The following is a 21,287-nucleotide window of genomic DNA, read 5'->3' as shown; positions in this document are numbered from 1 at the left end:
TAGCCCAAAACCAAATTGGGTGTTTTTGGCGAAATTTTTGTTAAAAATAAGATTTTAAAAACCATTCAACGCATTTCACACACGTCAACCATGGTCTTACCACCTTTAAATCCCTTCAAAAATCAACAGCCCTAAGCCTAACTTTAGCGGTAATGTGACATAGACGGTTAAAGTGCCATGTAAATCGCATCAAAGATGGAATTCGTACGATTATTCCCTAAGATTATAAATAGAGGTGGTTTTTGACGAATTTGTAATAGTTTGACAAAGTTATCCGATGGCTGTTGAAACACAGTGGATGAATTGGCAAATCACACTTCACTGACTTTGCACGTTTATCTATTCAAACTTCACCCATCCCTCCTTCTGCTCAAAATGGTTCAAATACACGGAAAGGATCACCATCGAGCAATTTAGATAATCAATTTACCTTGGTTACCTTAGTTGTATTATTAAAGAGAAAGGAAACTCAATATGAAATACAAGTTAAGCTCCGTATTTTTGTTAGTAGCAGCAGCCAGCGGTAATGCTAACGCTGGAGAATGTGGCAGCGTAACAATCGCAGATATGAACTGGAACTCTGCAACACTGATCGCCAATATCGACCAATTCATCCTAGAACATGGTTATGGGTGTGATGCCGAACTTATCCCTGGCGACACGATGCCAACAGGGACATCCATGATTGAAAAAGGCCAGCCTGATGTTGCACCTGAACTTTGGAGCAACAGCTTAAAAGACGCATTGGACAAGGGTGTCCAAGAAAAACGTCTTCGCTACGCAGGTAAAGCACTTGTGAATGGTGGTGAAGAAGGCTTTTGGGTTCCAGCTTACTTAGTTAAACAATACCCAGAGATGGCAACCATCGAAGGTGTACGTAAAAACGCTAGCTTATTTAAGCACCCTGAAGACCCAGATACATCAGCATTTTACAGTTGCCCAGCAGGCTGGAACTGTCAGATCAGCGCCGGAAACTTGTTTAACGCTCTTGAGCTGGAAGACAGTGGTTTCACGATTGTTGATCCAGGCTCGAGTGCCGGCTTATCTGGCTCTATCGCAAAAGCTTATGAGCGCGAAGAAGCTTGGTTTGGTTACTACTGGGCGCCAACTGCCGTTCTAGGCAAATACGACATGGTTAAAGTTGACTTTGGTAGTGGTGTTAATGAACAAGAGTTCTTAACTTGTACCACCAAAGAAGACTGTGATTCACCTAAAGCGACCATGTACCCGCCTTCACCCGTTCACACTATCACCACTGAGAGTTTTGCTTCACGTGCACCTGAAGCTTACGACTACTTCACTAAACGTGGCTTCACAAACGATAAGATGAACTCCCTGCTTGCTTGGATGGAAGACAATCAAGCGGATGGTGAAGAAGCAAGCTTGCATTTCTTGAGTGAGTTCCCAGAAGTTTGGCACCCATGGGTTTCTCAAGAAGTCGCTAAGAAAGTTGAAGCTGAGCTTTAATCGCAGCATTTCGATAGCCGTTATATTTCAATGATAGCTATATTTCGAAACGCACTGTGCACTAAGGCTAAGCACTAAGCACTAAGCTTCAATAATACGGAAATAACGTCGCTATACTTGATGTTATTCATGATTCGGAGCCCTTTTCATAGGCGATTACCTCATCGCATGAACAAGTGGCTCCGAACTATAAGGATATAAAATGGCTGACACCAATTGGTTATCAACCTTTCCAGAGATGGAACGCGCTGATTTACGAACCATAAAAAAGACGCTGGATGGCGCATACCGTGAATTCTCTCGTGAATACGGTGAATTGATTGAATCTCTATTTGACCCTCTTCTTTCATTCCTTGTTTGGTTTGAAAAACTTCTTATCTCAACCCCTTGGATTATAGTCCTCGCCGTTTGTACAAGCCTTGTCTACGCCGCGAGTCGTTCTTGGAAACTGGCTTTAGGTTGTGTCGTTTCTCTGCTCCTTATTGGTTATTTTGGAATGTGGGAAGACACCATGCGGACGCTCAGTATCATCACTGTTTGTACCTTGGTTTCGATATTCTTAGGCATTCCGATTGGTATTGCGATGGCTCGTTCAAATCGAGCTCAATCTATCGTTACACCGATGCTTGATATCATGCAAACCATGCCGGCATTCGTTTACTTGATCCCAGTGGTGATGTTACTCGGCATCGGTAAGATTCCAGGGCTGATCGCCGTGGTTATCTACGCGATTCCACCTGTGATTCGTTTAACCAACCTAGGCATACGCTTAGTCGATAAAGAAGTCCTTGAAGCAGCAACCGCTTTTGGTGCGAGCAAGAAACAACGCTTATGGGGTGTTCAACTCCCTCTAGCAATGCCAACGATCATGGCGGGTATCAACCAAACCATCATGATGGCACTGTCTATGGTTGTTATCGCATCCATGATTGGTGTGAAAGGCCTAGGCCAACCAGTTCTTAAATCCATCACCAACCAATATTTCACATTAGGCTTGATGAACGGTTTTGCCATTGTTGCCCTCGCAATTCTTTTTGACCGCGCTTCACAGGCATACGCAAGAAGAACCAATGCACATTTAGGAGGACTCAAGCATGACTAAACCATTGATTGAAATTAGTGGTCTATACAAAGTGTTTGGACCGAAACCGATGTCTGTTATGAACCGAGTCCATAACGGCGAACACAAAGATCAGATTCTTGCAGACACAGGTCATACCGTCGGTTTAAAAGAGATTAATCTCGAGATTAACCGCGGTGAAATCTTCGTTATCATGGGGCTTTCTGGCTCGGGTAAATCGACTCTAATTCGCCACTTCAACCGTTTAATTGACCCAACTCAGGGTAAAATCATGGTCGAAGGTATTGATGTAATGAGCCTCAACACCAAGCAATTAGAAGAGTTCCGCCGTCATAAAATGTCGATGGTATTCCAACGCTTTGGCTTAATGCCTCATCGCACCGTAGTAGAAAACGTTGCGTACGGGTTGGAAGTACAAGGCATCAAAAAAGAAGACCGTTTAGCAAAAGCCAATGAGTGGTTAGAAACGGTGGGGTTGAAAGGTTACGGCAAGCAGTACCCTGCCCAGCTTTCGGGTGGTCAACAACAACGTGTTGGGCTTTCGCGAGCACTGTGTACTAACGCTGAAATCTTATTAATGGATGAAGCCTTTTCGGCACTCGACCCTTTGATTCGAAGTGAAATGCAAGATCAGCTCATTGAACTGCAACAGAAGCTTCATAAGACGATTGTTTTCATCACCCACGATTTGGATGAAGCACTCCGTCTCGGCGATCGAATCGCAATTTTGAAAGATGGCGAGTTGGTACAACAAGGTACGCCACATGAGATTCTACTGAATCCTGCCGATGACTATGTAGAGGCATTCGTTAAAGACGTAAACCGTGCTCGTGCATTGACGGTTGAAACGGTTATGCAGCCTCCTCTCTATCGAATCACTTCAGAAACGATTGAAGGTGCTCTGGCACAAATGAAGATGCTGAAAAACGATTACGCTTATCACGTAACGGATGAAGGCTATCAAGGCCTAGTCACACAAGAGAGCCTACAAGACGCCGTTGAAGATGCCTCTGTTCATGACTTCAGTGATGAGATTTACGAAGAGGTACCTGCTGTTTTACCTGATGCGGTAATTGAAGAAGTACTTCCAGACACTATGTCTTGTGACTACTCCCTTCCAGTTGTCGACGAAGAAGGTAATCTGAAGGGTGAATTAGAGAGAAGCGCTGTTGCTGATATCTTCTCTGAAAGTAGCGAGGAAGAAGTAGAAGCCGACCCAAAGCCAAAGATTGATAAAGCTTCGTAGTTCTACTTTTCGTTATTTAAAGCACGGCTGTTTAAATCATCGTTATTTGAGTTACAGCTATTTAGATTAGCCTAAACTACTTAACCCGCTCTAAGACCACTGTTGTTAATTCACTGCAGTGGTCTTTTTTATTTGTATTGGCCTCGTTTTCTCCTGAGCTAGACCCCTACCTTAGGCTTTATAAGCACCTAAGTTTATATTTCATAAGAGAAAACAAAATTAAATCAGTTCGTTAGGCTTGTCACAAACCCTGTAGCAATATGAGTGAGATGGTAATTAATTGCTCTGTTTATACGGCAAGCAGTTGAAATTGTTCTAGAAAATGACTAGAACTTAATAGGGGCTATTACGCTCAACAAAAGGACTTAGTTTGATGAATTCTACTTTAGCGTCAGACGCAGCTACCGATCAAAACTCACAACAAGTGAGCGAGCTTGTCGATGAAAGCGTTCTGGAGCAAATGATTCGCGATACAAGTGCGGACATTATCCCCATCTTGATCGACCATTATGTCGAAGAATCACAAACGCGCTTGGTCGCCATAAAAGAGGCTGTCACGCAGAAAGACGCTCAAACACTTGAGTTCGAGGTCCACACTCTCGGCAGCACAGCGCTTTCGTTAGGTAATCGCCCTTTGGGTGAATTAGCTCGCGCTTTAGAAAAGCAATGCTTAGAACAGAGTCATGATGCTGCATTTCGACAAGTTGATGAATTACTAGAGCTCGCAGAGCGTTCAATAAAAGCCTTGCTTGAAAGGAAAGAGGCAGGCTTCAGCTAGCTTTGCATACTCATTATCGGTAGCAGATTAAAAACTCAAAACAGTCGTTATTAATATAGTCGCCATAAGATGTGCTCCATCATGAACAGCAATGCGAGAAGTTATACCGGCCGCATCTTAAAAGATTGCATGCGGTAGATAACAAATACACAAGACTCGTATTGATGGTTGCATATCACTATGTTATTGATTGGTTAGGATAAAGTTTCAAAAGGAATATACAATGCGCCCTAAGGTATTGTTAGTTGAAGACTCCACCTCACTCGCCGTACTCTACAAGCAGTACGTAAAAGACGAGCCCTATGATATTTTCCACGTCGAAACCGGCGCGGAAGCTAAGATCTTCATTGAAAGGCACTCACCACAGCTTGTTATTCTCGATCTTAAGCTGCCCGACATGCCAGGCGAAGAAGTCTTAGATTGGATTAGTGCGAACGAAATACCGGCCGCCGTCATCATCGCGACAGCACATGGCTCAGTAAACATTGCTGTAGACCTTATCCAACGCGGTGCGGAAGACTTCTTAGAAAAGCCAATTCAAGCCGATCGACTCAAGACCTCTGTCCGCTTACATCTAAAAAGAGCGAAACTCGAAAACCTCGTCGATAACATGCAAAGCAAGTTCGATCGTGACCGTTTTCATAATTTCATCGGCTCTTGTCTACCCATGCAAGCGGTTTACAAGATCATTGATTCGGTCGCACCAACCACTGCCAGCGTGTTTATTAACGGCGAAAGTGGTACGGGTAAAGAAGTGTGTGCGGAAGCGATTCATCAAGAGAGCCAGCGTAATGGTAAGCCCTTCGTTGCGATTAACTGTGGTGCTATCCCTCGAGACCTAATGGAGAGTGAAATCTTTGGTCACGTTAAAGGTGCATTTACCGGAGCAACAGCCGACCGTAAAGGTGCAGCAATGCAAGCGCATGGCGGTACCCTATTTCTTGATGAGCTTTGTGAAATGGAACTGGAGATGCAAAAGAAGCTCCTACGATTTTTGCAAACCGGTACGTTTACTCCACTCGGTGGCAACCGCGAGATTAAAGTGGATGTCAGAATTATCTGTGCGACCAACCGCGACCCACTGGTTGAGGTAGAAGAAGGACGTTTTAGAGAAGACCTTTACTATCGTGTTCACGTCGTGCCTATCGAGATGCCACCGCTTCGTGAACGAGGAGGTGACATTGTCACCCTTTGTAATCACTTCTTAAAGCTGTACGCGAAGCAAGACAAAAAGAAGTTCAAATCAATAGACAAAGAAACGCAGAATCTACTTAAGCGTTATGCGTGGCCAGGCAACGTGCGTCAGTTGCAAAACATCATCCGTAACATCGTGGTGTTGAACAATGAAACAAGCGTGACCAAAGACATGTTACCGCCTCCGATTAATAAAATAGACGCAGCTCCAACCTCGAAATCAGTGACACCAATTCGAGTAGCGGCGCCCCAAACTGTTGTTGTGGAAGCACCACCGATTACTCCTGAAGAGTTGGAGCAATCGTCAGTTGTTCCCGCTAACAACGACCCGATGACGCCCGCATTTACAACAAGCGAAGGTGCTATTCGTCCAATGTGGCAAATAGAGCGCGAAGCCATTCAACATGCCATCAATCATTGCGATGGGAATGTGTTAAACGCTGCTGTGTTGTTAGAACTTAGCCCTTCTACCGTTTACCGTAAGAAGCAGGCTTGGGAATCGGAAGATGAGTACAATCAAGCCTAGCCAAGGTGTACTCAACGTAAACCTTCATGAAATTTGGCTGTTGATCGACAGCCAAACTTTTGGAGGTATAGAAACGCATGTTTTAGAATTAGCACAAGGCCTGATTTCTGAAAGCGCTCAGTATTCAGATGCTGTTCGAATCGTTCTTTTGACTCAGTTTAATCCTGAAGCGATCATCGTTGAAAAGTTGAATACGCTGAACATCCCTTTTAGTTACCTCTCCGATTTAGCCTTATGCTGTTCAGGTTCAAGCGGCAATAGCGCGACACAGCTTAAACGTGCAGTTCAACATTATCAGCCAAGGCTTATCCATGCTCATGGTTACAAAGCCAGTTTGGTCAGTAAACTCATCAAGCTCCCACCTCGTTTTAACAACACCAAACAAATCACCACTTATCACGCAGGTGAAACCCCAACAGGCAAAGTATGGCTTTATGACTGGCTCGACCGTTACAGCAGCTTTCTTTCTGATCAGTCGCTCGTGGTCAGTGAGAAGATTAAAGCGAAAGTGCCGAGTAAAACCCATCAATTGAATAACTTTGTTAAAGTCCCAACCGGGTTAACAAACTCCCCTTCATCAAGCCCATTCCATGTAGGCTTTGTGGGGCGGTTAAGCCATGAAAAAGCGCCTGATCGATTTGTAGCATTAGCCAAACAGTTTCCCGATGTTCAGTTTGAACTTTTCGGGGACGGACCCGAAATGGAGGCCTTAGTTAAATCGCAGCCTCATAATGTTACCTTTCATGGGCATCAGATCAATATGGACGACGTCTGGAGCCAAATCGATTTGTTAATCATCCCTTCCCGCTTTGAAGGCTTACCTATGGCGGCATTAGAAGCCATGATTCGCGGCATTCCCGTTCTCGCTACCTCAGTTGGTAACTTGCCTAAGCTCATCGTGCACCAAGTTAATGGCTACCTCGCCAATTCAGAATCTGATTCAGAAACAGCGTTAGTACTAGAACAGCATTTATCCTCGTGGATGTCATTGACGAGCGAGCAACGTGACTCTCTCAAGAGTAACGCGATAGAAACCGTGAAAGACCAATACTCGCCACAAGCTGTTGTCCCGCAGTTGTTGGAAATCTATCAACTCGACCGCTAATACTCGTCTTAGTCGGTAAGTGGTTATTTTAGCTGGATAACTTAGCCGTTCTAATCAGTCTTATACTGATTCTCAAAATGACAAAGCTCACCTCAAGGCTAAGCCCTCACCTAATAATCCAACACTAAATCAGTTAGTTAAACAAAATGCATAACTGGCACTCGCTTTGCAATATTTAACATCAGGTGTAACTACGTCTCAAAAGATTGCGAGCGAGTCATGAAGAGTTTATTTGCGAATAGAGGTCACAATGGTCAACCCTGAAGCCAATAGATTGCCAGTCATCATCACGATCAGCGCCTTGTGTGTCGGGCTCGGTATTGTCTGGTACTTCGTGCCGCATCCCGCTGTTATTGTGGCGCTAGCACTTCTTCCTTTGGCTGGAATGTTTGTTATTAACAAGACCTTTTGGATGGTGATATTGTTCGTTGTCTTTTCATTTTTTCGAATCCACGAAGCGATACCTCAACTCTATTCGCTTAAAATACCGCTGATGCTTTCATTAGGCGCTCTGTCGGCTCTTCTTTGGCATGTATTAATCAGTAAAGAGCTTAAAATCTTCTGGCACCCTTGTTTAAATTGGCTCGCCATTTTTTGGGTATTGGTTTTTATTGGTATTATCTTCGCGTCTAACAGGCCCGTAGCACTTGCAGAATTCAAAGGCGTTTATTGGAAAATCATCGTGATGACGCTTGCGATTACTTGGCTAGTGAACACCACGGAAAACCTCGCAAAAACCGCGATGACGATTATCTACGCAGGTGCTTTAGTCAGCTCTATTGCCGTGTACAACTCAGTAAATGGGATTGGGCTTGTCGAGGGCTCACGCGTGACTATTGGACGCGATTTTGGCTCTATGTTAGGTGACCCGAACGATCTAGCACTGGTACTGATGTTTCCACTCGCCTTTACGATAAGCCAAGCCACCACGACTGGCATCTCACGATCCAAACGTTTAATTAGCGGGTTAGTCTGTTTGTTGCTGCTCGCCGCCATTATTGCGACTCAAAGCCGTGGCGGATTACTGGGGTGTATTGCGGTGATTGGTATTTTTGCGTGGAAACTAGTGCGCTCTAAAGTTCTCTTAATCTCCGTAGGAACTGTCGTGGCCGTAGTGCTCTACTTGGTTGCTGGGATCTCAGACAGATCTTCTGGTGGTGCCGCTGAACAAGGTATCGATGAATCTGCAATGGGGCGAATCTATGCATGGGAAGCAGCAATAAAAATGGCAGTTGAGAATCCACTGACTGGTGTAGGGTTGAACAACTTCTTCTCGAACTACTTCTTTTATAGTTCGCACTGGGACGGACTGAATCACGCCGTTCACAGTACTTGGTTTGGTGTGCTCGCTGAAACTGGCTTTCTAGGGTTGATTATCTTTCTAATATTGATTGGCTCACTGATCAAAACAATACGCTCGACACTCAAACAGCTTTCAGAGACGACCAACGCAATCGACCCAAATCTCAATGCCGCGGCTTACGCCGTATATGCTGGGTTAATTGGCACCATCGTCTCGGGTACCTTCCTAACACAAGGCTTCAACTGGCCTATCTATATCCTTTCCGCATTGATTGTTGCTGTTGCGAACGTATCTCATACTGCCTGTCAAAATGAGAAAACCTAAAAGTCAACTTGTAACTCATTGAAAATAATGTACTTATTAAATGGCACAATATATGAAAGTACTTCTATATAACAAAAAAGAGGATTTTCATTATGACGTCAGTATCTATACATCAATTCAAACATTGGCTTAAGTTTCATCCTAATTCTCGAATTAGAAATGTGTTTATCATTTTGAAAAGCATCAGAAGCACAGAGCTACCTACCCCTCAAGTACTTAATCGCTGCCTATATCAAGCGCACAAGCTAGTGGTGAATTTGGTTTCTGGCTTTATGCGATTCTTCTACTGGACTCCGGCTTTCAAAGGTCGTGTCGCTCAATGTGGCAAACGCCTGTATTTATACGGTGGCCTCCCTTTCGTGAGCGGTCCGGTACAAATTACGATTGGCGATAACTGCCGTATCTCTGGCCACACGACATTCTCTGGTTGTACCCAACCACTTGAAGGCTTGGAACACCCACTACTGTCGATTGGCAACAATGTAGACATCGGTTGGCAATCGACCATCGCTGTTGGAGGCAAAGTCGTTATCTCCGACAACGTACGCATCGCTGGCGGCGCTTTCCTGTTTGGATACTCTGGACACCCGCTTGATGCAAAACGTCGAGCACTAGGTGAAGGCGATGACCCTCAGCAAATCGGCGACATCATTCTTGAACAAGATGTATGGCTAGGTACCAATGTTACCGTTAAAGGTGGCGTAACCATCGGCGAAGGTGCCGTAATAGCCGCAGGCAGCGTGGTAACAAAGAACATCCCGGCCTTCGCAATCGCAGGCGGTAACCCTGCTCGAGTTGTCGGTCAGATTAAATCTGTTGAAGTGACAGAATCCGATGTGTTCGATTCGTTAGAGACTCATGGAGGCGACCATGCGTGATTTAATCGTATTTGGTGAAGACTTTGGTGGCCTACCTTCATCGACTCAACACTTGGTTCGCCACTTGGCTAAACAACATAAAGTCTTATGGGTTAACTCTATTGGTCTTAGACAGCCAAGACTGTCAGTTAAAGACATCACTCGCGCATTCAATAAACTGACAGGGCGAAGCAACGCAGTTACTCAAAACATGCTGGATCCTCAAAACGTCGCTGATTCAAACGACCAAGGCAACATAACGGTCGTGAACTTGAAAACCATTCCTGCGCCTTCTTCAAAGTTGTCTAGAAAACTGGCTCAGCAAATGATGTTACGCCAGTTGAAGCCAGTTATTGCTGAGCTGAAACTTCATAATCCTATCTTATGGACTTCCCTTCCTACCGCTGTTGATTTGTGCGGACACTTAGGCGAGTCAGCGGTTGTTTATTACTGCGGGGATGACTTTAGTGCGCTCGCGGGCGTTGACCACAAAACTGTCGCTCAGCATGAATTGGAATTGATTGAAAAATCAGATCTGATCTTCGCTGCTAGTGAAAAGCTGATGGGCAAATTCCCTAATGAGAAAGCTCAACTCTTACCACATGGTGTCGATGTCGGGCTATTTTCTACACCAGCTCCAAGAGCACACGATTTGCCAAGTAACCACCGCCCGATTGCAGGCTTTTACGGAAGCTTATCTCAATGGCTGGATTACGACATGGTTAAACATGTGGCGACAGCAATGCCGGAATGGGACTTTGTATTCATCGGCCCTAATGAGCTTGATACATTGTCGTTGCCTAACCTCGAAAACGTTCATTACTTGGGGCCTCGCCCACATCACACGTTGCCAAGCTATTCTCAACACTGGGATGTGAGCCTATTACCTTTCGTGGATAACGAACAGATCCGAGCATGCAGTCCATTAAAGTTGATGGAATACCTAGCCGCGGGAACTCCTATCGTGACCACCCCTTTTCCTGCAATGGTTCCTTATAAGAATCACGTTACGTCCGTTGAAAATGCACAACAGATGGTCGAAGCTCTCGAGCAAAGCCGTCACCTTGAAAACTCGCCAGTCTCTGTTGTCTCTAAAGACAGCTGGCAGAACCGTGGTAACTTCGTACATTGGATGTTGGAGCTATTATGAATGATCTGAAATTGCGGTTATTAGTCATCATCAATGCCATGTGGCGCCAACGCTACGTTATTGTTCTACCAATCCTTATTTTGCCCTTTGTAGGCTTTGGTGTGAGCAAGTTGGCTCCGACTAAATATGACGCGCATACCAGTATGTTGATTCAAGAAACGGCCAAAATGAATCCATTCTTGGAAGACATCGCCGTTTCTACCATGCTCAAAGACCGCCTTAACGCGTTGAGAACACTACTTCATAGTCGACATGTGCTTTACTCGGTCGCTGATGAACTGCAATTAACCACGCCCGATATGCCTGAAATTGAGAAACAAGAGATCATTACTGACCTATCTCAACGTCTAACGGTGACTCAGCTTGGAAAAGATTTTCTAAAAATCAGCTTAAGCTCAAACACGCCAGATGGAATGGAAGCGACGCTTCGTTCGGTAAGTGAACATTTCATTGAACAATTGCTCGCTCCGGAACGTTCGTCGATTGAAGACTCGAGTAACTTCTTGAAAATTCATATAGATAAACGCAGTGCTGAACTTGAAGTAGCAGAAGAAGCTCTTGCCTTATACATGAATGAGAATGTTCATTCGACGCCTGAGGTACAGAGCCAAAGTTTGAATCGCTTAGCGTCACTCAAACAAACACTCGCAGAAAAAGAGGCCGAGTTATCCGGTGTTGAAAAAAGCTTAGGGTCAATCGATCAACAGCTTTCAAAAACCAACCCAGTGATAGGTCGAATAGAAGATCAGATCATCGATATTCGTAGTGAACTGGCTCTGCTTCAAGCCAAATACACAAACAAACACAGTGCCGTACAAGCTAAAGTTCGTGAACTAGACAGACTTGAAAATGAGAGAAAGAGTTTGCTCGATGTAACCCAACCTACGATGAACAGCGACCAGCTTTGGGACATTGCAAGTAGTACGACACTGAACAAACTTTCGGATACCCAACCTCTTTTAGTCACCCAACTACACAGTTTACAACTGGTTCGCGCTCGCTTTGAGTCTTTAACTGAAGAAACGAAAAGCCTTCGTACTATGATTTTCGAATTAGAACACAAGGCGAATAACTTCGGTGAAAATGCAAAAGAGATGTATCGCCTTAAACGCCAAGTTGAAATCAAGCGTCAGCTATACGATGAACTGACAGAGCGTTATGAAATGGCTCAATTAACGGGTTCGCTTGGCGTATTCGAGCAAAACAAACGTGTGAAGATTATCGATTTACCCTTCACGCCTAGTATGAAATCTAACATACCTTCTTTTGTGTTTGTTTTGGCTGGTTTCGTTGCAGGTATCGGCCTTGGCATTGGGTTGGCGATATTGTTTGAGCTGTTTGACTCTTCAATCAAGCGTAAAGACGAAATCGAAGACATCTTAGGTGTTCCCGTAATTACCGTTATCCCTAAAATGAGTTGATTAGCCTTAAAGCTATTTTTAACTTGCTAGCTTCTTAGCTTCTTAGCTTCTTAGCTTCTTAGCTTCTTAGCTTCTTAGCTTTCTAGTTTCCTAGCTTCGTGCTTCCTAGCTCTTTAGTTTCCAAGTACTAAACGCCAACACTCGGTTGGCGTTTTGCTTTTATAAAGCCCCAATTATTAATCCCACTTTCTATTTCCCCAAGCACCACGATTCAAATAGCCCTTCACTCGTATCCTGTTTTGATTCCCATTTTGAGAAACGAAAATTGCCCTCGAACCATTCAACGTAAATCACTGAAATATATTGATTATTTAATTGGCACAACTCCTGCAATCTCCTTGTGTAGTCAAACGTTTTAAAGAAGTTACTTCAATAGAAACGTCAGAAAAGCGAAACAAGAATTATAAAGGCAGGGTCCAAATTATGAATAACCAGATAACAAAGCATGGCAAGAAGATCATACACGTTGTTCAACACCTTGCCCCAGGCGGATTAGAAACCCTAACGTTAGATTTGCTGCGCCTTGCTAAACCAACAGACCAAGTGTTGATCGTCAGTTTAGAAGGCACAAAAGCAGAATCCATCGCAAACTGGCCGAAGCTGAAGCCTTACCACAACCAAATCGTGTTTTTAGATAAAGAGCCCGGTGTTCAATTCAACATCATCATAAAACTCATCAAAGCATTTAGAGGAATTCGCCCTGATGTTGTTCATACCCATCACATAGGCCCATTACTGTACGCAGGCTATGCCGCCCGTGTATCAGGGGTTCCTACTCGAATTCATACCGAGCACGATGCTTGGCATTTGAAAAATAACAAACGTCGTCGCTTACAAGCATTAGCACTTAAAGCCGCTCAGCCAACTTTGGTGGCCGATGCAACCCGTGTTTACAACCAACTGCGCTCTGCCTTTTCATACAACAACATCATCACGATTAAAAACGGTGTGGATTGCGAGAAGTTCAAACCGATGTCAAAAGTAGACGCGAGGGCAACACTCGATCTACCAACCGATAAACACATCGTAGGTTGTGCGGGACGTTTAGAACACGTGAAAGGTCAAGACCAACTGATTAAAGCGCTTAGCTTACTTCCTACTAACACCGTTGTCGCATTGGCTGGTGATGGTTCAAAACGCAAGCAACTGGAACAACTCACTGACCGCTTGAATTTGAGCGACCGTGTGATCTTTCTTGGCCTAATTGAAGACATGACTACCTTTTACGGCGCGTTAGACACCTTCTGTCTACCTTCTCGTCATGAGGGGCTGCCACTTTCTACACTAGAAGCTCAGGCGTGCAACATCCCTACCGTCGCGATGAATGTAGGAGCTGTCGATGAAACCTTATGTCCAGTCAGCGGCGCCCTCGTCAAAAGCGGCAGCATTGTGGGGTTAGCTAGTGCGCTATTAGAAAAGCAAAATGAACGCTTTTTGTCACCTCGTCGTTACGTACTCGACAACTTCGACATTGTAAAAATGGTTGCCTCTTACAACGATATCTCAAAAGGAGTTTGCGCATGATCGACTGGTTGCTTGCAGGACTTTGCTTATTCTCTGGTGCGCTGATTGTCTACCATCACGCCGCCTATCCACTTTTACTGCGTTGGTATGCGAAAAGTCACCCGGCGCGTCAGATTGAAGAGAGCCATCGTTGTTATAAAGACGAACAACAAGATTGCACACTACCCACCATTACCATTCTTGTGCCAGCATTTAACGAAGAGCAGTGGATCGCAGATAAAGTTCGTAACCTTGCTTCATTAGATTACCCAAAAAAGAAGCTACAAGTGATTATTGCTTGTGACGGCTGCACTGATAACACGGTAGAAATCGCCGAAATGACGATTCAAGAAGCGATGTGCAGCGATATCTATTTCGAGATACATGACCACAAGACCAACCGAGGAAAAGTTGCGGTTATCAATGAAGAAGTGACCAATATAAAAAGCGATATCACGGCGCTAAGTGATGTATCAGCCCTTATTTCATTGGATGCATTGCTTATTGCAGCCGCTCATTTTGAAAGTGACAAGGTTGGTGTCGTGAACGCGACGTATCAGCTTTGCCCAACAGGCAACGAAGGCGAAAACACTTACTGGCAGTACCAAACCGCCGTTAAAGAGTCTGAGGCTTCATTAGGTTCGAGCTTGGGTTCTCATGGCGCGTTCTACTTGTTTAGAACCCATTTGTTTGAACTACTGCCTCTAAACACTATTAATGATGATTTCATCTTACCAATGCAAATCGTTAAACAAGGTTACATTGCAGAATACGAAACACAAATGGTGGCACTGGAGCTAGAAGAATCGAACCTAGAAACAGACTTCAAAAGAAGACTTCGTATTTCAGCGGGCAACATGCAACAAGCGATTCGATTGTTTGGCTTGTTCAGCCCCAAGTTCAAAGGCATCGCGTTTGCGTTCTTCTCCGGAAAAGGGCTTCGCCTACTCACTCCATATTTAATGATTGTGTGCTTAGTGTGCTCAATCTTACTTAACAACTACTTGGTATTTGAAGCACTGTTATGGGCTCAAGTTGCCGTTTATACCATTGGCGTACTTGGCTGCATCTTGCCAAAGCGTCTAGTAAACAAACCTATTTCATTAATCTCTTATTTGATAGTTGGACACTATGCCAACTTCATTGGTGGTATTCGTTACCTAATCGGACTAGAAAACTCACCTTGGACACGAGCGAATCATTAAGGACTTATTATGATGAACATTGAACAGCTATCTACTCAAAACTTATACCAATACAAAATCTCACGAGCTAAACGTACGTTCGATTTCGTAAGCTCACTAATTGCTTTGATTTTGTTAGCGCCAGTATTTCCATTGATAGCGATGGCAATTGCACTGACTTCTCGCGGCCCTATTTTCTACCGCCAATTGCGTGTCGGTAAATCTACGCCGGAGAAAATGGCAATCTTTGAAATCATGAAGTTCCGTAGCATGTACGAAGATGCAGAAACGCGTTCTGGCGCAGTTTGGGCTACAGCGAATGATCCACGAATCACACCCGTTGGCCGCTTTTTGAGAAAGACACGTCTTGATGAGCTCCCACAGCTGTTCAATGTATTGAAAGGTGAAATGTCTCTAATTGGTCCACGCCCTGAACGCCCTACTTTTTACACCAAACTAGAGAACGAAATCCCTTACTTTGCTGACCGTACATACGGCGTAATGCCTGGTATTACGGGGCTTGCACAAGTAAATCAAGGTTATGATACCTGTATTGATGATGTACGTCGTAAAGTGGGCTTTGACCACAGTTACGCATTAAGCCTATGTTCTGTTAAGTCTTGGATTGTCGCTGATCTCAGCATCATTTCTAAAACTATCATTGTGATGGTCGACGGTCGAGGTCGTTAAACTGATATGGTGTGAGGCGAAAGAACAAGCTGCCTAGTCCAAGGTGAAAAATAGAGCAGTCTGTCCCATGCGAACACAAAGCCAGCTTTGATAATGATTTATCAGCTGGCTTTTTACTGTCTTAAAACAAGCCAAACCCAAGAACGCTTCGATTTTAAAATCCAATTGGTATACGATGCCAACATACTGTTCTAAAAACGATTAAATGCCGTTGTTATGAAAATCGCAGATCTTAAGCTGTTTACCACCGTTGTCGAACTGGGTAGTTTTACTGCCGCAGCCAATGCACTTGACCTTCCCCGAGCTAACGTTAGCCGTAGAATTAACGACCTTGAGAAGTCTCTCGGCATTCAACTGTTCTTTAGAACCACACGAAGCCTCTCCTTAACCAAATCTGGCGAGCTCTATTACAAAGAACTACTCAATGCATTGAGTGCGCTCGACAAAGCGAACCATGTCGCTTCCAACCTTTCAGAGGTTGCACACGGGCAAATTAAGATTGGTCTATTGCCTGAAACCAGCGACATCATGCAGTCGACTCTGTTTAAATTCCAAGATATGTACCCTAAGGTTGAGCTTGATATTCGCAACATTAGTAACGGCTTTGTCGACATGTACCGTCAAGGGTTAGACCTCGCTATGCATGGTGGTACGTTGAGCGATGCAAACGTGGTTGCTCGTAAAGTGATGGTTCTCCAACGTATTTTTGTCGCAAGCCCTGAGTTTCTAGAGAAACAAGGCAAGCCCTCAAACCTAAGAGAGCTCACCAATTACCCATTTGTTTGCTTCAGGTGGCCAAGTGGCGACATCGATAAACAATGGGACATCAAAGATCACACCATCAAAGTTGAGCCTTCGGTCGTCAGCGACAGCATTGGCTTCGTGAAAGGCGGTGTAATTCGACATAGAGGCATCGCGTTGTTACCAGAACTCTTGGTACGACAGCAACTCAAAGACGGCACCTTGATTAACCTGTTCCCCGACGAGAATCTTCAAGAAGAAGAAGCATGGCTGCTCTATCCTCAGCGTAAAGCGTTAAGCCATTCAGCACAGCTTTTGATTGATTTTTTATTACAAGAGCTTCCGAAACTCTAGTTATTGTAACGAATATTGTGACAGTGTTTCACGTGAAGACTAGATTATCTAAACAAGACTGAAAGATAGAATTACTCCATAAATTGACAGGAGTAATCCATGAAGCCTATATCTCAACATTCATCTGTTTTGCAGCGTTCGTCTATCTTTCAGCAGACACCTATCTTCAAACACACAGTCATTGCACTAAGCCTAACCGCTCTGTTTGGCTGTAATGACTCTGAGGCGACGATAGCTCAAAAACAAACGCGCCCGATTCAAGTTATCCAACTTGAGCCTCTCTCTCATCAAGTTGAAAAATCGTTCACAGGCAAATTGCAGTCATCAGAAACCGCTGGCGTCGCGTTTCGTGTGCCTGGCACTATTCAAAAAATGATGGTCTCGGTTGGTGATTCAGTAAAGAAAGGCCAACCACTTGCGCAGTTAGACCCTCATGATTATCAAGTCGCGTTAGAAGAGTTACAAGCACGAGCACTCGAAGCGAAATCTGCACACAAATTAGCGAAATCTGAACTTGTACGAGTAAAACAAGCCATCGCTGATAATGCGATTGCCGATGTTAATCTAGACCGTGCAATCAGCGGTTATGAACGAAGTGAAGCGGCGGTTAAAGTCGTAGAACAGAACATACGCCGTGCGAAAGATTCGATTCGTTATACCAAGTTGCTCGCACCCTTCGACGGCGTTGTAGCGGCATCGAACTTCGATCAGTTTGAACAAGTTCTGCCGGGCATTTCGGTTTTCACCATCCACAACCCAGATCAGCTTGAAGTTAAAATCCAAGTCCCAGAAAACTTGATTCATGAGTTCCAACCGAATCAAACCGCTGTTATCAATTGGTATGGCTCAGAGGAAAAGCTGATTGGGTACGCCGCTGAAATTGCCACGTCACCTCACCTTATCAAACAGACCTACGCGGTTACCTACCATGTAGAGACAACCAACAAGTTAGTGTTGCCAGGAAAATCCGTCACACTGACAACTCAACTTGGCGAAGCTAGCAGCAATTTTTGTTTACCGTATTCAGCGTTGGTGAATCAATCTGGCATCGAGCAAGTGTTCACGGTTAAGAACGAGCTAGCTCATGGCGTGACTGTGGACGTGGTTTCGATGTCCCAAAATACCGTATGTGTTGAATCAACGCTCAACGATGGTGATTTCGTCGTGGTGAGTGGTGCTCAGTACGTCATGGAAGGCCAACACTTCTCCGATATTCAAGTTAAGAGTCTGTAGGTAAATCATGATGAATCTAGCTGATTTTGCGATCAAACAACGCACCTTCATCCTGTTTTTCACTGCATTGAGTGTTATCGCAGGCCTGTTTTCTTACTTTGATCTTGGCAAGCTCGAAGATCCAAGCTTCACCATCAAAACGGCCGTCGTGGTAACGCTCTATCCCGGTGCTTCTGCGGAAGAAGTGGAACAGCAAGTTACTGATACTGTGGAAACTAAACTGCAAGAGATGGGATCATTAAACCGACTTCGTTCATTGTCTCGCCCTGGCATGTCGATGGTGTTTGTCGATCTCAAAGAGTCTCTTAATTCAAAAGCACTTCCTCAAGAGTGGGACTTATTGCGTCGCAAAGTATCTGACATGAAGCTGTTACTGCCTTCGACGGCGCAGATCAGTGTCGTACAAGACGAGTTTTCTGAAGTCTACGGCATGCTTTTCTCTATCCACAGTAAGGATGCTTCGCCTGCTGAGCTAAGACGTTACGCAGAAGAACTCCAACGCAGAATTAAAACCGTCGATGGCATTAAGAAGATTGAGTTACACGGTGTTCAGCCACGTGTTGTTCACATCGACATCCCAGATGAAAGGTTGGCGCAATACGGCCTATCTATCACACAAGTTTGGTCGCAGCTGAATACGCAAAACATGGCCTTCGATGCCGGTAAGTTTTCAGCAGGAACGGAACGAATCCGAGTTCAACAGTCTAGTGAGTTTGGTTCATTAGACGACATCAAAAACCTGATGATCAAAGGCGGCGTGAGTGAATTAGGAACCAGCTTAATCCGCTTAGGCGATATTGCAGACGTCACAATGGGCTACCAAGAGCCAATGATGACAGAGAACCGCTACAACGGCGTACCTGCAGTCACATTAGCGATGAGCCCAGTCACCGGCGTAAACGTGGTATCACTTGGTGATGAAATCAATCAAATCGTCAGCGATTTTCAAGCAACCCTGCCGTTAGGTGTTGATATCGCGACAGTTGCTAACCAGCCCGAAGAAGTTCAGAAATCGATCGACAATTTCGTAAGCAACTTGCTAGAGAGTGTCGCGATTGTATTCATCGTCCTGTCTATCTTCATGGGGCTAAAAAGCGCAACCATTGTCGGCTCAAGCTTACTGCTGACTATCTTGCTGACACTTATCTACATGAACATCGCTTCAATCGATTTACACCGAGTTTCGCTAGGTACGTTCATTCTTGCGCTCGGCATGTTGGTGGATAATGCCATTGTCATCACCGATATGATGATTGTGAAAATCAACAAAGGCATCGACCGAACCAAAGCCGCAATTGATTCTGTTAAAGAGACCGCTACACCACTCTTTGGCGCGACAGTCATTGCTATCATGGGTGCGAGCCCTGTTATCTTTTCAAAAACTGATGCCGCTGAGTTCGCAAGCTCAGTATTCCTAATCATTGCCTCTTCATTGTTGTTGTCATGGTTTGTCGCAATGACCTTCACAGCTTTGATGTGTTGGTTCTTCATCAAGCCAACTAAGCAAGCTGACAACACCAAAGTGAGCTTATACCGTAAGAGCGTAAACTGGACGGTAGATAACCCACTCAAAGCACTGACGGGACTTATTCCGCTGATCTTGGTTACTGCATTGGCTATCCCGAATATTGCCGTTAACTTTATTCCACAAGCCGACAGACCCATTCTGTTCTTAGATTACTGGCTGCCAAATGGCGCCAAGGTTGAACAGACCTCAGAAGACATGAAGCGTATCGAACAATGGTTGTTAGAGCAGCCGGAAGTCGAGAGTATTTCAACGTACATTGGTGCTGGCGCTCCTCGTTTCTCAGTGACCATTGAGCCAGAACCGTTTGACTCTGCTTACGGTCAGATCTTGATTAACGCGACCGATTTCCCTTCACTCAGCCCGTTGATTGCGCGTGGCGACAAATGGTTAATGGAAGAGTTTCCAAACGCCGATCCTCGCTTTAGAAGCTTAAAGCTTGCGACTTCGGATAAATTCAGTGTTGAAGCGCGTTTTTCAGGCCCAGATATCGAGGTACTGCACGGCTTATCTGAACAAGCGAAAGCTATCTTTGCTCGACACCCAGACACCAAGTACGTGCGTGACGACTGGCGTCAAAAGAGCAAAGTGCTAGAACCTGTCATCAACCAAGACAAGATGCGTCTTGCAGGCATTAACCGTGCAGATATTGCATTCGCGATGAAACGCGCGTCAGAAGGCATGCCGCTGGGTCGTATGAACTTAAACGACGAACTGGTGACGATTCAACTGCGTGGTACAGAAAGCTCTATTCAATCGCTAGAAACTTTGCCGGTACGTTCTTTATTGGGCATCCACAGCGTTCCACTAGGTCAAGTCATTGACGGGTTTGAGCTTACAAGCGAAGAGACCATGATTTGGCGTCGTGACCGAGTAAAAACCATCACAGCACAAGCTGGCGTTGGTCGCTACACCACACCTGCAGCAGTGAGAGACTCAGTTAAAGAACAAATAGAATCCATTCACCTTCCACACGGTTACCACTTGGAATGGGGTGGCGAATATTACGACGAGCATAAAGCGGTCAGCGATATTCTTAAACAGCTACCTAAAGCGATGTTGTTGATGGTGATCATCCTAGTTGCGATGTTTAACGGCTTCAAACAGCCAGTGATCATCTTCACCACCCTACCGCTTGCGGCGACGGGTGCAACGTTCAGCTTGTTGCTGTTGGATAAACCGTTCGGCTTCATGGCGTTGATTGGCGCGGTAACCTTGACCGGTATGATCATCAAGAACGGCATAGTGTTGATGGACCAGATCGAGCTTGAACGTAAAGACGGTCGCTCACTGTCAGACGCAATTAAAGAAGCAACCGTGAACCGTACAATGGCGATCTCAATGGGCGCACTTACCACAGCACTTGGCATGATCCCGCTGCTTAGTGACCTGCTATTTGACCAAATGGCAGCAACCATTATCGGTGGTTTGGCGGCGGCAACCGTGTTGTCTCTGTTTGTAATGCCTGCGCTGTACAAGCTCTTCTATCGAACTGAAGAAAAAAAGACAGTGGCTGAAGCCATTAAAGATGCTGTAGTTGTACTCGATGCAACGCCTCAGTGTACAAACAGCGGCACTCCAACCTCATTCAACAAGGAGCAATAA

Annotated in this window: 16 protein-coding genes; all 16 read left to right on the top strand. The window is 44.9% G+C overall.

The window, feature by feature from the left end; all coding sequences use genetic code 11:
* Positions 1 to 474: 474 nt before the first annotated feature.
* The 16 genes from NX845_RS03160 to NX845_RS03085 all read left to right on the top strand — a co-directional run bounded on the left by NX845_RS03160 (position 475) and on the right by NX845_RS03085 (position 21,287).
* Entirely contained in the window at positions 475 to 1,467 is a 993-nt protein-coding gene (locus NX845_RS03160) for an ABC transporter substrate-binding protein (protein ID WP_004733797.1), read from the top strand.
* Between the two features lie 202 nt (positions 1,468 to 1,669).
* Entirely contained in the window at positions 1,670 to 2,569 is a 900-nt protein-coding gene (locus NX845_RS03155; protein ID WP_017077267.1) for a proline/glycine betaine ABC transporter permease, read from the top strand.
* Complete coding sequence (locus tag NX845_RS03150) at positions 2,562 to 3,794, top strand: glycine betaine/L-proline ABC transporter ATP-binding protein (RefSeq protein WP_065682412.1); 1,233 nt, start codon at positions 2,562 to 2,564, stop codon at positions 3,792 to 3,794. The genes NX845_RS03155 and NX845_RS03150 overlap by 8 nt, the downstream gene beginning before the upstream one ends.
* 373 nt (positions 3,795 to 4,167) lie before the next feature.
* A complete protein-coding gene (locus tag NX845_RS03145; protein ID WP_065682411.1) occupies positions 4,168 to 4,572 on the top strand; it encodes an Hpt domain-containing protein in 405 nt (134 codons plus the stop codon).
* Positions 4,573 to 4,795: 223 nt separating this feature from the next.
* The gene (locus tag NX845_RS03140; RefSeq protein ID WP_065682410.1) at positions 4,796 to 6,292 is read left to right on the top strand and encodes a sigma-54 dependent transcriptional regulator; all 1,497 of its coding nucleotides are present in this window, start codon (positions 4,796 to 4,798) and stop codon (positions 6,290 to 6,292) included.
* Complete coding sequence (locus tag NX845_RS03135) at positions 6,273 to 7,397, top strand: glycosyltransferase family 4 protein (protein ID WP_065682409.1); 1,125 nt, start codon at positions 6,273 to 6,275, stop codon at positions 7,395 to 7,397. The genes NX845_RS03140 and NX845_RS03135 overlap by 20 nt, the downstream gene beginning before the upstream one ends.
* A gap of 250 nt (positions 7,398 to 7,647) precedes the next feature.
* Positions 7,648 to 9,024, top strand: coding sequence for an O-antigen ligase family protein (locus tag NX845_RS03130; RefSeq protein ID WP_065682408.1), 1,377 nt, complete (start codon positions 7,648 to 7,650; stop codon positions 9,022 to 9,024).
* A gap of 92 nt (positions 9,025 to 9,116) precedes the next feature.
* Complete coding sequence (locus NX845_RS03125; RefSeq protein ID WP_065682407.1) at positions 9,117 to 9,902, top strand: DapH/DapD/GlmU-related protein; 786 nt, start codon at positions 9,117 to 9,119, stop codon at positions 9,900 to 9,902.
* Positions 9,895 to 11,031 carry a glycosyltransferase gene (locus NX845_RS03120; protein WP_065682406.1) on the top strand — a complete coding sequence of 379 codons (1,137 nt, stop codon included), beginning with the start codon at positions 9,895 to 9,897 and terminating at the stop codon, positions 11,029 to 11,031. Before NX845_RS03125 ends, NX845_RS03120 begins: the two co-directional genes overlap by 8 nt.
* Positions 11,028 to 12,452, top strand: coding sequence for a Wzz/FepE/Etk N-terminal domain-containing protein (locus tag NX845_RS03115; RefSeq protein ID WP_065682405.1), 1,425 nt, complete (start codon positions 11,028 to 11,030; stop codon positions 12,450 to 12,452). Before NX845_RS03120 ends, NX845_RS03115 begins: the two co-directional genes overlap by 4 nt.
* 423 nt (positions 12,453 to 12,875) lie before the next feature.
* Positions 12,876 to 13,976, top strand: a complete 1,101-nt coding sequence (locus tag NX845_RS03110) for a glycosyltransferase (protein ID WP_065682404.1) — start codon at positions 12,876 to 12,878, stop codon at positions 13,974 to 13,976.
* Entirely contained in the window at positions 13,973 to 15,160 is a 1,188-nt protein-coding gene (locus NX845_RS03105; protein WP_065682403.1) for a glycosyltransferase family 2 protein, read from the top strand. Before NX845_RS03110 ends, NX845_RS03105 begins: the two co-directional genes overlap by 4 nt.
* Before the next feature lie 9 nt (positions 15,161 to 15,169).
* On the top strand, positions 15,170 to 15,829 hold the full coding sequence (locus NX845_RS03100) for a sugar transferase (RefSeq protein WP_017091045.1): 660 nt from the start codon (positions 15,170 to 15,172) through the stop codon (positions 15,827 to 15,829).
* 216 nt (positions 15,830 to 16,045) lie between these two features.
* The gene (locus NX845_RS03095) at positions 16,046 to 16,924 is read left to right on the top strand and encodes a LysR family transcriptional regulator (RefSeq protein WP_065682402.1); all 879 of its coding nucleotides are present in this window, start codon (positions 16,046 to 16,048) and stop codon (positions 16,922 to 16,924) included.
* 99 nt (positions 16,925 to 17,023) lie between these two features.
* The gene (locus tag NX845_RS03090) at positions 17,024 to 18,157 is read left to right on the top strand and encodes an efflux RND transporter periplasmic adaptor subunit (protein WP_260256516.1); all 1,134 of its coding nucleotides are present in this window, start codon (positions 17,024 to 17,026) and stop codon (positions 18,155 to 18,157) included.
* Between the two features lie 10 nt (positions 18,158 to 18,167).
* Positions 18,168 to 21,287: an efflux RND transporter permease subunit gene (locus NX845_RS03085; protein ID WP_260256546.1), complete on the top strand. Its 3,120-nt coding sequence runs from the start codon at positions 18,168 to 18,170 to the stop codon at positions 21,285 to 21,287.

The sequence above is a fragment of the Vibrio sp. NC2 genome, assembly GCF_025195005.1.
Taxonomy (GTDB): Bacteria; Pseudomonadota; Gammaproteobacteria; order Enterobacterales; family Vibrionaceae; genus Vibrio; species Vibrio splendidus.
Note: the sequence above shows the minus strand (reverse complement) of the source record. Positions and strands in the feature narration are given on the sequence as shown.